The 14,222-nt window shown below is 62.9% G+C and carries 12 protein-coding genes and 1 pseudogene; 6 read left to right on the top strand and 7 right to left on the bottom strand.

Annotated features, from left to right (window positions below):
- The first annotated feature begins 156 nt into the window (after positions 1-156).
- From G6N73_RS25855 to G6N73_RS25830, 6 genes are all read left to right on the top strand, one after another.
- Positions 157-381, top strand: a complete 225-nt coding sequence (locus tag G6N73_RS25855) for a hypothetical protein (RefSeq protein ID WP_165032849.1) — start codon at positions 157-159, stop codon at positions 379-381.
- 22 nt (positions 382-403) lie between these two features.
- Positions 404-598, top strand: a complete 195-nt coding sequence (locus G6N73_RS25850; RefSeq protein WP_343044741.1) for an RNA-binding protein — start codon at positions 404-406, stop codon at positions 596-598.
- Between the two features lie 102 nt (positions 599-700).
- Positions 701-1,297, top strand: a complete 597-nt coding sequence (locus tag G6N73_RS25845; protein WP_165032847.1) for a hypothetical protein — start codon at positions 701-703, stop codon at positions 1,295-1,297.
- Entirely contained in the window at positions 1,263-2,354 is a 1,092-nt protein-coding gene (locus G6N73_RS25840; RefSeq protein ID WP_165032846.1) for a helix-turn-helix domain-containing protein, read from the top strand. The genes G6N73_RS25845 and G6N73_RS25840 overlap by 35 nt, the downstream gene beginning before the upstream one ends.
- Positions 2,355-2,399: 45 nt before the next feature.
- A complete protein-coding gene (locus tag G6N73_RS25835) occupies positions 2,400-3,290 on the top strand; it encodes a DDE-type integrase/transposase/recombinase (protein WP_165032845.1) in 891 nt (296 codons plus the stop codon).
- Between the two features lie 87 nt (positions 3,291-3,377).
- Complete coding sequence (locus G6N73_RS25830) at positions 3,378-4,019, top strand: hypothetical protein (protein ID WP_165032844.1); 642 nt, start codon at positions 3,378-3,380, stop codon at positions 4,017-4,019.
- A 184-nt stretch (positions 4,020-4,203) separates the two neighbouring features.
- On the opposite strand, the pseudogene G6N73_RS38715 reads toward G6N73_RS25830, so the two are convergent.
- The 7 genes and pseudogenes from G6N73_RS38715 to G6N73_RS25800 all read right to left on the bottom strand — a co-directional run.
- Positions 4,204-4,328 (bottom strand): annotated as a pseudogene (locus G6N73_RS38715) (AAA family ATPase); the annotation flags it as partial.
- 443 nt (positions 4,329-4,771) lie between these two features.
- The gene (gene hypF / locus G6N73_RS25825) at positions 4,772-7,129 is read right to left on the bottom strand and encodes a carbamoyltransferase HypF (RefSeq protein ID WP_165032843.1); all 2,358 of its coding nucleotides are present in this window, start codon (positions 7,127-7,129) and stop codon (positions 4,772-4,774) included.
- On the bottom strand, positions 7,129-8,580 hold the full coding sequence (locus G6N73_RS25820; protein WP_165032842.1) for a nickel-dependent hydrogenase large subunit: 1,452 nt from the start codon (positions 8,578-8,580) through the stop codon (positions 7,129-7,131). Before G6N73_RS25820 ends, hypF begins: the two co-directional genes overlap by 1 nt.
- A complete protein-coding gene (locus tag G6N73_RS25815) occupies positions 8,577-9,587 on the bottom strand; it encodes an NADH-quinone oxidoreductase subunit B family protein (RefSeq protein WP_246252580.1) in 1,011 nt (336 codons plus the stop codon). The genes G6N73_RS25820 and G6N73_RS25815 overlap by 4 nt, the downstream gene beginning before the upstream one ends.
- The gene (locus G6N73_RS25810; protein ID WP_165032841.1) at positions 9,584-10,966 is read right to left on the bottom strand and encodes a sensor histidine kinase; all 1,383 of its coding nucleotides are present in this window, start codon (positions 10,964-10,966) and stop codon (positions 9,584-9,586) included. Before G6N73_RS25810 ends, G6N73_RS25815 begins: the two co-directional genes overlap by 4 nt.
- Positions 10,966-12,456: a sigma 54-interacting transcriptional regulator gene (locus G6N73_RS25805; RefSeq protein ID WP_165032840.1), complete on the bottom strand. Its 1,491-nt coding sequence runs from the start codon at positions 12,454-12,456 to the stop codon at positions 10,966-10,968. The genes G6N73_RS25810 and G6N73_RS25805 overlap by 1 nt, the downstream gene beginning before the upstream one ends.
- Positions 12,453-14,222, bottom strand: a complete 1,770-nt coding sequence (locus G6N73_RS25800) for a hydrogenase maturation protein (RefSeq protein ID WP_165032839.1) — start codon at positions 14,220-14,222, stop codon at positions 12,453-12,455. The genes G6N73_RS25805 and G6N73_RS25800 overlap by 4 nt, the downstream gene beginning before the upstream one ends.

Here is a 14,222-nt window from a genome sequence, read left to right as displayed (position 1 = left end):
CGTGCTGGCGACGCATATAAACAGACCGGTTCCTATGACCAGGCAAGCTACGCCATCCGGGGGTAGTGTCTCAGTTTGAAATTCGCTGAGCGAAAATATGCGTTTCGCATATCCGCCCGAACTCCTATATGCTTAGCGGAAAGCATGGATGGGCCGATGACAGAAAAACCCACATTTGGACAGCGCGACTACATGCGCAAGCTGGTCGCCACAATGGGGCGAGATCAAGAAGCAGTCTGTATGGCCTATGCGAAAGCCGAGCGTGACGGTTTGGTCCCTCGCATGAGCAACACCAGCCGCAAAACGCCAGACGAATACGCCGTCGCTCTTTGGAAGGACGGCACGGGAAAAAGGGGATGGCTAAATGCCAACCGGACCTAAAGGCCAGAAGCGCCCCGCCGACGTGATCGGCAATGCCGTCCGCGTCATGCGCATTGCGACCGGTGAAGAAGAAGACGCCGTGATCGATGACGGCAAAGACCCTGCCGCCAAGGCTCTTGGCGCTAAGGGCGGAAAGAAGCGCGCAGAGAACATGACGCCAGAGCGACGCGCCGAGATCGCTAAGAAGGCGGCGGAAAGCCGCTGGAAAAAAGGCTGACAAAACAACCGCTTCTGCGGATAGTTATTTTTTCAGTTATATTTTGCATTGATTTCGCTCAAGATTGAGAGCATAGTTTGGGCTCGAATCATGGAGCACGTCATGCTTGATCGTGAGACAGACCAGAATGAAGCGATGGAAGCGGCAGCGCCAATTATGCCGCTAATCCACCGCATCCTCGACGAATCCGTTTCCTTCTATTTCAGCGATGCCTATTCGAACGAAGCGCGCGCCGACCACGACAACCGCGCAATGGCAAATTGCATCTATTCGCATGCAGAAAAACGTATGATCGGGGCCGCTGACGAAATGGCTGGCCTGCATTCGATCAAGGTAAGGGGCCTGCACGTTCTGAACTACATGGACAGCACCCTTACTCGCTTCAAGAAGGTCGGGGCCAACGGCCAGCACCGCAATTACCAGACCCGCCAGCAGCAGGACTACGACGACCAAATATCGCTGCCAGGAATCCCCGAACCGGCCTATCGGCTCACCGCCGGCTATCAGATGGATGCGTCTGGTAGCGCCTTGGAGCGGATTATGATCGCTCGGCCTATTGGCCGTAATATTTTCTGGACGGCGCAGGTCACGATGATCGAAGGCGTCGCTCGGTGGGATGACATTACGCCGAGAAGGTTCGGCGGCATGGAGGGGGCGGACTTTGATGCAGAGCGAGCAAGAGAGAGGCGTGGTGGGTAGCGACGTATTCAACCCGGATATGCTGAAACTCGCGCGGGACGCGCGCGAGCTTACGCAAGCCGAGTTGGCGCAAAAATCTGGAATAACGCAAGCTTTCATCTCCAAGCTTGAGCATGGCCTGAACACTCAACCGGGTGACGATGCCTTGGACCGCATTTCAGCGGCACTTGGCTTTCCAAGAGCTTTCTTCTTTCAACGGGAGAGAGCGTTGGGATTCCCGCACTTTCATTTCAGGAAGCGCGCCAAGTTGGGTGCCAAGCCGCTCGCGCGGATTGGTGCTGTGATCAATATCCGCCGCCAACATATTGCGAAGCTTTTGCGCTCCTACGAAATTGAGGTGGCAAAGCCTATTCCTCAAATCGATCTGGACGAAGCTGGCCTCACGCCGGAGAAGGTGGCCGAACGCCTCCGTGCATACTGGATGGTCCCTCGCGGCCCAATTCAAAGCGTTGTCGAACTAATCGAGGATGCTGGTGGGATAGTCATTCTCGCACGCTTCGGCACGAACCTTCTGGACGGTCTCAGTTTCCGCCTCGAAGGAATGCCGCCACTCTTTTTCATGAATAAAGATGTGCCCGGAGATAGATTTCGTTTTTCCCTTGCTCACGAACTTGGGCACATGGTGATGCACTCAGTTCCTGACGAAGACGAGAAAATGGAGAGTGAGGCACATCGTTTCGCCGCCGCCTTTTTGATGCCGGCGGCTGAAATCAAACCATATCTCGCCGGGGCAAAAATCGGGAACCTTGGCAGAGTGAAGGCCTACTGGAAAGTTTCAATCAAGGCTCTTATCCGGCGAACACACGATCTAAAGATAATCACCCCGTCTCAATATAAGTTCATGAGCATTCAGTACAACAAGATTTTCCACGGTGAGGAGCCAATCAATATTGAAATAGAAACCCCTAATCGCCTGAAAAAGATCGTGGACTACCACCGCGAAACGCTAAAATATTCAACCGACGATCTCGCCGAACTTTTGGCTTTCAGGCCAGAAGACGTTGAGCGGCTTTATCTCGGTAGGCGTCCAGGTATCCGTCTTGTCGTTTCAAACTGAACATTTTATGCTTGACACTAAGCATAAAAGTTCAGATATTGAGGCATGAACAAGCTGCCCCTGAAAACCCGCGTCCAAATCCTCAACATGCTTTGCGAGGGATCGTCGATGCGGTCGATCTCCCGCGTTGCCGATGTTTCGATCAACACGGTGTCAAAGCTGCTGGTCGATGCGGGCAAATTCTGCGCCGATCTGCACGACCGCGAAGTCCGGAACGTCAAGGCCAAGCGCGTTCAGTGTGATGAAATCTGGTCGTTCACGGCGGCGAAGCAAAAGAACGTTGCGGCGATGAAAAATGCCGTTGATGGCGCGGGCGATACATGGACCTGGACCGCGCTGGACAGCGACAGCAAGCTTATCATTTCGTGGCTGGTCGGCGGTCGCGACGGCGAATATGCGCTGGCCTTCATGGACGACGTGAAGGACCGCCTTGCCAACCGCGTCCAGCTTACGACCGATGGTCACAAGGCCTATCTCAACGCGGTTGAGGAAGCGTTTGGGGCCGACATTGACTATGCAATGCTGGTCAAGATGTATGGCGAGCCGGAAGGCCGTGCGGTGCCACAGGAACGCCGCTACAGCCCCGCTGTCTGCACTGGCGCTAAGAAGACCCGCATCGAAGGCGAACCCGATCTGGCGCATGTCAGCACGTCGCATGTCGAGCGCCAGAACCTCACCATGCGTATGCAGATGCGCCGCTTCACGCGATTGACCGACGCGTTCTCAAAGAAATTCGAGAACCACGTTCACATCGTCGCGCTCTTCACTGTTTGGTACAACTTCATTCGCATTCACAAGACGCTGAAAATGACGCCCTCCATGGCCGCTGGTGTTTCCGCCACGGCCTGGTCAATGGACGATCTTTGCGTGAAGATGGATGCTGTTGCGCCGAAACCGGGCAAGCGCGGCCCCTACAGAAAGAACGTACGGGCCTAAAAAGACTGACCCCGGGAGCATGCTTTGCAGCAGAGGCCGACCCGGGGTATACGCCGGTAGATATACCGCAATTTTGATGAACGGCAAGTGAACGATTTGCGAACAGACGCAATAAACGTATCTTTGGTTAAGACCTTGAGCAGCAGCAGACTCAAGAAATATCTCGAATCCTGTAACGCCGACCTGCACGTGGCGCTAGGCAGCTACGAGCGGAATACGCGTCTGTCAGAAGCCTTTTACACGCCGCTGCAATGTGTGGAAATATGCCTAAGGAACACGATTCATCAACGAATGTCAGACCTATACGGTTCGGACTGGATGACGAACGAGGCTCCGCCTCTGTCTGGTATGTCGAAATCAATGGTCAAACAGGCGCTTGAAGAACTCCAAAAGAACTCCGACTGGCCGTCGAATGACGCTATCGTATCAGAGTTGAAATTCGCTTTTTGGGTGGGGCTTCTCGGTCCCGGCTATGATGGTACTTTGTGGCGCAAGACTCTGCATGTTGGATTTGCGCTGGGTGGCGGCAAGAAACGCAAAACCGTCCACGCCAGATTCAATCTCATTCGTCGCTTCCGAAACAGAGTCGCTCATCATGAACCGATCTTTCAAAAAGACCTTATCGCTGTGCATAAGGAAATCATTGAGGCCATCGCCTGGATGTGCGCCGACACCGCTGCTTGGGCAACGCATGTCAGTCGCCTTCCGTCCGTTCACGCCGACGCCTAAATTTCAAACTGAGACACTACCCATTCAGGACACGCCCGACCTGGTCGCGCATCACTATGGCCGCTTTCTCCCGCAGGACAAGGCAGCCCTGGCGGCCCGGACTTCGGACCAGGTCCGGGAAGCGGCGTAATGAGGCCCAGGCACACTCCACGGCTGGAGACGGGTGTTTGAAATATCGTTAGCTGAGCTTGGGGATCGCGTCGAACTCGTCCAGCAGGAGAATGCAACGATGGCGGTTCGCGAATGTGAACAGATTGACGATGTGACGATGTTACGCGCCGTGGTTCCCAGGAAGGACGACACGAGGCCGTGGCCCCTGAGGAAATCTTGCGCGGAGTCGCCCGATTGCGAAAGATAGCGCCGGCGTTCGCAACTGAAAGTCGGCGCTACGATTGCCGATGGGAAGAATCGGCTATGTCGACCTCCCTCCACCTTGCCTGCTCTTTGCGCACGTCACGCAACAAGACCCCAAACTCTTCCCGCCAAGGCGACCAATCGAGTGCCCTGGGCGCGAGCGCCTTTGCAATCCGAACCAGAGCCTCGTCACTCTTGGAGTGTCCGTACTTTCACTTCCACCGCGAGTCGCCTGGCGGCCAGTTCCCCTTCCCTACCGGCCACGCTCCTGACTCCTCTGCTCGTTGCGACCCTGGCCTGCCGGTCGAGGAAGCGTCCGGGCTTCTGATTTTTTTTCAATACCGGAAACGCGGGAGAAACGGACGTCCCTTCTCATCGAAGCAGCCGAAGTCTCGCATTTAAGCGCCAAGCGACAGCCGGGGTAGTGAAAGGGCTAGGCCGATCGTTGCCTGGCCGAGCGCCAGACCGCCGTCGTTTGCGGGAACACTTGCATGCGCCAGCCCCTCTAATCCTCCAACTGTGAGTTCGGCGAGTACGCCTTCGAGCAGCAGCCGATTCTGGAAAGCACCACCGGACAGTGCGACCGTGGCGACGCCGTTTTCCTCAGTGAGGCCGATGGCCTTCCGTGAGATGATCTCTATCAGCGTCCTGTGGAAGCGCGCGGCAATCAGCCCGGTTTCGACGCCCGAAGCCTGATCGCGAAGAAGCGCTTCCCACAGACCTTTCCAACAGATAACCGGCCCCTTCGGCGAGGTTGCTGGCCAAGCCTCGGCCGCATCCATGAACGGGCTGGCGAGCGCCTCCATCTCCATGCCGGCTTGCCCCTCGTAGCTCTGGCGCTCGAAACAGATTCCGAGGACTGCCGCGCAGGCATCGAAAAGGCGCCCCGCCGAGGAGGCAAGCGGAGCGTTGACGCCCCTCTCGATCATCCGGTCCAGCACGCCAAGCGGCTTTTCGGCCAAGGCCCGGACGAAGGGCAAATCCGCAGGGAGCCTGGCCAGGAAATCCGGACCGAAAGCCGCCCGCAGATGCGAATAGGCATTGCGCCACGGCTCGATGCTGGCCTTGTCGCCGCCGGGCATGGCGACCGGCTCGAAGTATGCCAGCCTCCGAAAGCCTCGGTAGCCGCCGAGCAGGAACTCGCCGCCCCAGATCGTGCCGTCATCGCCGTATCCGAGACCGTCGAGGATAATGCCGAGCACCGGCGGTGCATCAATTGCGCGGCCGTGCTGGGCAAGGCATGAGGCGAGATGCGCGTGATGGTGCTGGACCTGCACGAACCGCGCCGCGGTCTCACGGGCAAGCTCCATGGCAAGCCGGGTCGAACGGTAGCCCGGATGCCGGTCGGCGACAATGAGGTCCGGCTTCGTGTCGAACAGGCTTCGATACAACCCCAACGCCTGCCCCCACGCCTCCTGGTTCTTCAACTCGTCGAGGTCGCCGAGATGCTGCGACATCAGCGCCTTGCCGCCGCCCGCCAGGCAGAACGCGGCCTTTAGGTCGCCGCCCGTAGCCAGCGCCCTGATTGGGCCGTCGAAGCCCGCCGGCAGCGCCAGTGGCTCCGGCGCGAAACCGCGCGCGCGCCGCAACACCGAAATGTCGTGGCCATCGCGGCGCACCACGCTGTCGTCGAGCCGGTTGACGATCTCGCGGTCGTGCATCAGCCAGAAGTCGGCGATTCCGGCAAGCTCGCGCCGCGCCTCGTCGTTGTCCGTGCATTGCGGCTCGCCAGAGCGATTGCCGGAGGTCATCACCACCGGACCGTCCAGCGCCCGCAGCAAGAGATGGTGCAGCGGCGTATAGGGCAGCATGAAACCGAGCCGGTCGTGCTGGGGCGCCACGCCCGCCGCAACGCCGCAGCTGTCACGCCGCTTCACCAGCACGATCGGCGCCGCACGGGAGGCAAGTGCCGCGCGCTCCTGGCCCGACAGCTCCGCGAATTCGGCAAGCTGCTCCAAGTCGCGCGCCATCAGCGCGAACGGCCTCCCGCCGCGTTTCTTGCGGGCGCGCAGCCGCGCCACCGCGGCTTCGTCCGTCGCGCCGCAGGCGAGGTGGAACCCGCCGACGCCCTTGATCGCGACGATCCGCCCTTCCCCGATCAGCGCCGCCGCTTCCCGAATCACCGTCTGCGAGGCGCCGCCGATCACGACCCGGTAAGGACCTTCCAACCAGACGCGCGGCCCGCAGGCCGGGCAGGCGATGGGCTGGGCGTGAAAGCGGCGGTCGGCCGGATTTTCGTACTCGGCCCGGCATTCCTCACACATCGAAAATCGTGCCATAGAGGTCGAGCCGCGGTCATAGGGGATAGCCTTGACGATCGACAGCCGCGGCCCGCAATGCGTGCAGTTGGCGAACGGGTAGAAATAGCGCCGGTCCTTGGGGTCGAGCACTTCAGCAAGACATTCCGGGCAGCAGGCGGCGTCCGGCACGATGCCGGTCTTCACCTGCCCGCCCGCACTCGCCGCTATAACGAAGCCGCCCGCCGGGAGCGGCCCGTCAAGCTTCGTCGCCTCGACCCCGTCGATCCGCGCCAGCGGCGGGCATTCCGCCTTCAGCCTGTCCGCGAAGGTCTCGAACTCGGCATCGCTGCACCACAGCGCAATCTCCACGCCCGCCGCATCGTTGCGGACATGGCCCGATAGCCCCATGGCGGCCGCGATGCGCCACACCGTCGGCCGGAAGCCGACGCCCTGCACCAGCCCCGTCACCCGGACCAGACGTCCTTCCACTGCGGGCTCGGCGAGCGGCGCGCCCATCAGTGCACCGTGCAGACCATGCACGGGTCGAACGAGCGCACGATGTGCTGGACTGCAACCGGCTCGGTCTCGCCGAGCCGCACGGGCGCGCCTTCGAGCGCCAGCTCCAGCGGGCCGGGATTGCCGGCCCCGTCGCGGGGCGAAAAGTTCCAGGTCGTCGGCGCGATGATCTGGTAGTTGGCGATCCACCCGCCCTTCACGCTCAGCCAATGGTCGAGCGAGCCCCGCGCCGCTTCCGTCAGCCCAACGCCCGCGCCCTCACCTGGCATTGCCCCATCTTCGCAGAACTTCTCACCGGGCCTGAGGTCGCGCAGCCAGCCTTCCATCGCGATCACCACCAGCGTGATCTCCAGCGCCAGCGCCACGACACGCGCATGCACGTTGCCGCTGCTTGCGCTCACCAGGTCACGGATCAGTGGGTGCCCGTCGACGAGCTGGCGCGCGATCGCCCCGACCTCCGGCGCCTCGCCGGAAAGGCGCGGCGCCTTGCACCAAGTGTAACCCTTGCCGGTGCCCTCGCCCGGCACGGTCACGCCGTTCGCCGGAGGCAGCGGCCCGCCGCGTCCCGCATACCAGGCATTTTCGGCGTCCTCGGCAATGGCCGATAGGTCGAGCGGCGCCGGCCTTCCCGCCCGCCACAACCCGCGGCGAAACAGATGCCCGCCATTGGCATGATAGGCACCGTAGCTCATGAAGAGCGAGCCGGCCCGCCCGAGCTTTTCCAGCCCCAGCGCCCGCGAGATCGCGAGAAAGTGCCGGAAGTCGCCCGCGCTCGCCGGCTTCTCGTCGCGCCAGGCCGCAAGCTCCTCAGCGCTCGAAAGCGCCGCCACCCGTTCCAGCTTGTCAGCGAACAGCGTCCGCTCTAGAAAGCGCCGGAAAGCGCTGACGATGCCGGCCATGCGCGCCTGCTCGTTCGGCGTCAGCGCCCGCGTCGAGCCGCCGGGGCGGATGCCCAGAGTATGCGGCCAGTGGCCGGCAAGGATGCCCATCATGTGCATCCACTGCGCCCGGGCCGGCAACACGTCTTCCGCCGCAGTGCCGCTCAGCGCGCGGAAGCGCGCCGCGGCAGCCTCGTACCACGGCTCACGCGCATACGCGTCGCGCGCGAAATCCGGCATGAATAGCAGGTAGAAATGCGTCAGGTGGTCGGCCACGTTCTCGGTGCCGTGGATCAGGTCGATCGCGATCTGCCCGTTTCCCGCGACGCTCAGCCCCTGCGCCTCGGCCAGCGACCGCGCTGCCGCCACCGATTGCGAGACCGAGCAGATGCCGCAAATGCGGGGCGCATAGACCAGCGCGTCCTCCGGCGGCTTGCCCTGCAGGATGCGCTCGAAGCCGCGGTAGAGGGGCGACATCACCTGCGCCGAACGCACCTCGGCGCCGGCAAGGTCGAGCTTGACCTCCAGGTCGCCCTCGATCCTGTTGAACGGCCCGACGATCAGCCGGCTCATGCCCGCTTCTTCCTGTCATGCAGCGGCACCGCCACGCGGTCGGCCGTCGCGTTGGTCTTCAGCCGCACCGGCGTCGCCGCCTTGGAGAGGGCAGCCAGCGCCACGAACCATGCTTTCGGCATGTCCATCGGCAGGCCGACCGGAATTCCGGAGATCTTCGGCGTGGCGGTGAAGGAATGCCCCGGCTCCTTGAAGCCCGGCGAGGTGCAGTTGATGCAGGGATAGCCGCCGTCGATGCAGGAGCCTGAGCCGTTCCAGCGCCGGATATTGCAGTCGGCGCGCGCCCGAGTGCCCCTGCAGCCGAGGTTCTCCATCATACAGCCGAGATCGCACAGCCGCTCCGCGCTCGCCTTGAACTCGTAGAACTCATTGCGCGAGCAACCGTGGTGGACAAGGTGGTTGGTGTAGCTCACCGGCCGCTCCCACTCGTCGAGGTCGGCACGGCCGAAGCGCCCGGCGGCGATCTGATGCAGCGTTTCGGTCAGCCAGGCGGGATGGATCGGGCAGCCCGCGACGTTGATGACCGGCAGGCCCGATCTCGACAGGAAGCCATGACCGAGCAGCCCGCCGGGCTCTGTGCCTTCATAGGCGAGGCCGCAGGCCTCGACCTCGTTGGCGCCGGCCGCCGTGATGCCGCCGAAGGCCGCGCAGGAGCCGACCGCCACCACATGGCCGGCGACCTTCGCGAGGTCGCTGATCCAGCCCATGACCGGCCGTCCGGTGCCCGCCATCATATGGAAGCGTCCGGTGCCATTGGGCCCGCGCATCACCGAACCTTCGAGGCACAGGATGTCGAGCGTGACTTCGCCGGAAACGGCCTCTTCAATGATCTCGATGGCGCTGCGCCCGGTCTCAGCGCTCAGCGAGGGGTGCCACAGCACCTCGATCCCCGCAGCGGCGAATGTCGTGAGCAGGTCGGGCCCCTCGGCGCCGATCAACGACAGCCTGCACCCGCCGCAGCCGCCCGACTGAAGCCAGAGGAGATGGAGCGGTCTTTCCGGCATCATGGCAGCCTCAATGCTTTCCCCACATCCGCCGGCAGCCGCACGGTGAACACCGCGCCGCCTCCCGGATGGCCCGCTGCCGTCAGGTCGCCGCCCTGCTCCCTCATCAGCTCGTAGCTGACATAGAGTCCGAGCCCCGTGCCGTGGCCGATCGGCTTGGTCGTAAAGAACGGCTCGAAGATCTGGTCCATGAGCGCTTCGGCGATGCCGGGCCCGTTGTCGCGGACCCTGATGACGATATGGCCCTCCTCCCGCCGGCAGGATATTTCGATCCGTGGATTGGCCCGCCCCTGCAGCACATCGGCGGCATTGTGGACCAGATTGACGGTCACCTGATGCAAGTATCCCTTGCGTGCAGTGACATCGAGTTGATCCGGCATGTCGAATGCGACGGTCGGCCTGACGTGCTCCGCGCGCATAACCCAGTCCACCGCCGTGCGGATGACGCGCACGACATCGAACATCTCCGGGACCTCCCTCTGGCTACTGGAGAAGCGCCGCAGGTCCTGGACGATCGCCCGGACCCGCTCGGCGCCTTCCAGCGTTCCCTCGATCAGCGGCTCGATGTCGGCGGCGATGGGGTCGATCTTCAACCGCTTGCGCAGTTCCTCCAGCGCCTGCGCGTCCCCTTTGCCGCGCGTCGCCTCGATATAGCTGGTGATCGCCACACCATAGCGCTTCAGCGCATGCATGTTGCCGAACACGAAGCTGATCGGATTGTTGAGCTCGTGCGCTACGCCCGCTACCAAGCGGCCGAGGGCCGCCATCTTCTCCGACACAACGAGCTGCTGCTGCGTCCTGGTCAGCTTCTGGTGAGCGAGGTCGAGCTCGTGATAGGCGCGGCGCAGCTCCCCGATCGGTCGCCCGACGATAACGATGCCGACCAGCCTTCCGCGATGGTCGAAGCGCGGCGAGCAGTTCAGCGCCAGCGGCGTCGTGCCGCCGCCCTTCTGGCGCAGCTGCACGTCGAGGTCGGCGATCGCATGTGCGCCGCGCAGACATTCGCCGAAGCGCGCCGCTGTGGCCTCGTCCCGATCCTCGAACAGGTCGAGGATCGATGTACCGACAAGTTCCGTCTCGGCGACCCCAGCTAATTGCACCATGGCCGGGTTGACCTGCTGGATCCGGCCTTTCGCATCGCAAGCGATCAGAACGTCGGTCATCGATCCCAGCACGGAAGCGATGAATTGCTGCGCCTCCATCAGCGCGGCGTGCTGTCGCTCCAGCTGCGTCTGCGAGTCGACGAGGTCCTTATAGACCGCATTCATCTTCTGGATGACCTCGATCCAGGCCTCCTCGCCTGCCGGCGCCAGACCGAGCGTCGGCACTTCCGCGGGCAGATACGGCTCGTTGTGGCGCTTTCTCGGTACGCTGGAGGCCATCACACTGACCTTCCTCCCAGCACCCTTCGCGCCGGCAGCGGCTTGACGTTCTCCAGCCCGAAGCGCTCCAGCTTGCCGCGCAGGCCGACGCGCGACAGGCCCAGCTCCTCCGCCGCCTTCGACTTGTTCCAACGATGGCGGATCAGTGTCTCGCGGATGATGCGCAGTTCCATTTCGCTGACGCGCTCGCGCAGCGTTCCCGTCAGCTCGGCGATTTCTTCGCCGTCCCTTTCCTCGCGCGCGGGAGCGGCCATCAGGATATGCCGCGACACCAGATCGGCTCCGAGTTCCTGCCCCTCCTTTCCCATGACCAGCATGTGCTGGATCTCGTTCTGCAGCTCTCGGACATTGCCCGGCCAGGAATAGTTCCTGAAGCAGGCGATCGCCTCGTCGGAAATGCCCGGCACATTCTTGCCGAGCTTGCGCTCCGCGCTGCCCAGGACTGCGGCCGACAGGATTTCGATGTCCATCAGCCGCTCGCGCAGCGCCGGAAGCCGGATGACCGTGCCGGCAAGCCGATAGAACAGGTCGGCCCGGAACCGGCCCTGCCGCAGCTCCTCCTCTAGATCGCGGTTCGTCGCCGCCACCACGCGCACATCGACCTTGCGCGTCCTGCCGCTGCCGACCGGGCGAATTTCGCTCTCCTGCAGCACCCGCAGCAGCTTCACCTGGAAGGCCGGCGAGACCTCTCCGATCTCGTCGAGGAAAACGGTGCCGCCGTTCGCCCGCTCGAACAGGCCGACATGGTTCTCGACGGCGCCGGTGAAGGCGCCGCGCTTGTGGCCGAACAGCTCGCTTTCGAGCAGCTGGTCGGGCAGAGCGCCGCAATTCTCGACAACGAAAGGCTTGTTCCAACGCAGAGAGCCGTAATGCAACGCCCGCGCCGCCAGCTCCTTGCCCGTGCCCGAGGCGCCGATCAGCAGCACCGGTACGTCGAACGGCGCCACCTGTTTGAGCGCGTCGCGGACGGCGTTCATCGGGCTCGTCGGCGAGCGGATGATGCCGTCGTTGAAATCATAGTCGCGCTTCAGCGCCTTGCGGCGCTCCAACACCAGCTTGGAAGCCGAAGACGGCGCCATGCGCATCTCGACCGCCAGCAGCTCGTTCTCGCGCTGCAATGCGTAGAGCTGTACCGCGTTCTTCAGCGTGAGCGTGAGGTTTTCCGGGTGCCAGGGCTTGGTGATGTACTGGTAGATGCCGGCCTCGTTTATACCGTCGATGATGTCGTGCGCGTCGGTGTAGCCTGAGATGATCATGCGCACGATGTCCGGCCAGCGGATGCGCGCCTGCTTCAGGAACTCGATGCCGGAGGTGCCGGGCATGCGCTGATCGCACAGGATGACCTGGATCCATTCCATGTCCAGGATCGAGCAGGCCGCCTTGGTGTCGCTGGCGATGTGGACGACGAAATCCTCGCTCAGGATGCGCCGCAGCGCCTCCAGCGTGCGGATTTCGTCGTCGACGATCAATATGCCCGGCAGGTCGCTCACGATGCCTTCCTCCGCCCCTCCCGACCGGCCCGCCAGTAGACGTCGCGGTGGCGGGCGATCGTCACCGGCGTGCGCGACTTCGGCACCTTGTGCACGAAATTATGCCGCGCGACGTGGTAGCTCGGGTCGAAACCGTAGAAATTGCGCCGCATCCGCGAAAGCTCCTCCTCGCGATAGGCTGAAAGCGGCTTGGCCGCCTCGTCGGCTGCGCGCTGCGCTTGTTTCTCGGCGAGCGACCGCGGGAACTCTGCGCTCCCGGCCAGCGCGGCAGCCGACGCCCTCACTTGCGCCATGAACCGCTCGCTTGACCCCGCGCACACCCGATCGACCAGATTAAGATTCAGCGCCTCACTCGCGCCCATCGGCAGGCGCGCCGCCGCGATCCGGCGGGCATTGTCAGCACCGCAGCAGCGCGGCAGGAGATAGGTCCAGAACTCCGAGCCGTAGAGATTGCCCATGTCCTTATAATGCGGGTTGAGGATGACGCTCGAGCGCATCCAGACCTGGTCGGCGCCGCGGGCGAGGAACACGCCGCCCGCTCCCGCATTTGCGGCAAGTGCCGCCACGGTGATGTGGCTTGTCGTGCGGATGATCGCCTCGGCGAGGTCGTCGATGGCATTGATGTTGACCCAGGACGCATCGGCCGCGCTGTCGGCCGCCTCGATCCGGTTGAGGTCGAGCCCGTTGGACCAGAATTGCGGTCCTCCGCACAGCACGATCGCCCTGGTCTGACGCTCCGTCGCTTTTGTATAAGCGTCCAAAAGTCTTCGACAGGCGTCCTTTCCCATTGCACCATTGTAGAAGGGGAAGTGCAGATAGCCGACCGCACCGTCTTCTTCGTAGATGATGTCGTGATACCCGCCCGGTGAATTGGGCGGGGCCTCCGGCAGGCCTGCAACTTCCTTCGCGAAGGCCATGGTCGCCGGCAGCTTGAACGGGTGTGGCGAATTGGGGCGCCGGACATGGCCGATCCACAACGCGCCGTCGACGGTGACGAGGGCGATCGCGGGCCCGCTTCTGGCGACGACCGCTCCCGGCTCCGCGAGCGACAGCTTGCCCCCTTCACCCCGCGCGCGACACCCCCGCACGTCTTCCCCGAATTCACGCGCCTCTCGCGCGTCGAAAAGGAAGACCGTTTCGCCGAAAAGTTTGTCCCGCACGCCCGGCGCGCCGTCCGCTGCTGCGATCTTCTTCAGCACCGTTTCGGTTGTATCGGCAGCCCAATCGATCCGTCGGTCCGCCTGTTTGACGGCATCCCGCCACCGGCCCAGGGGCGCAACAGATCGTTCTTCCGGGGCAATTGGCCTTTCGCCCCGCTCGAACCGCGCGATCGCTTCGAACACAGCCATCACCGCCGCCTCGGTCACCTCGTTGCGGTAGAGGCTCGATTTCGTCGCCTTTCGCATCGCGAAGGTGGCGCTCGCCCAGACCGGCCCGGCATCCATTTCGGCCGCCCCGTCCAGCACCGTGACACCCCACTCTGTCGCCCCGTCCATCATCGCCCAGTCCAGGGCGGAGGGGCCGCGGTCGCCGACGATGCCCGGGTGGACGATCATACAACATCGATTTTCATAGACTTCTTTCGGGATTGCCCGCTTCAGGAAGGGGGCGATGACGAGGTCCGGCCGAAACAAACCTACCGCCTCGATGGTCCGCTCGTCGTTGACGTCCATCTCGACCGAGACCTCGTGTCCGTGCTCGCCAAGCTCCACGAAGATCCTTTGGCTCAAGGCGTTGAAGGCCGTGACGAGAAGCAGAATGCGCAT

Origin of the sequence: Allomesorhizobium camelthorni (assembly GCF_011045125.1) — a bacterium.
Lineage (GTDB): Bacteria > Pseudomonadota > Alphaproteobacteria > Rhizobiales > Rhizobiaceae > Allomesorhizobium > Allomesorhizobium camelthorni.
The sequence above is the reverse complement of the archived record's forward strand: the minus strand, read 5'-3'. Positions and strand labels throughout refer to the sequence as shown.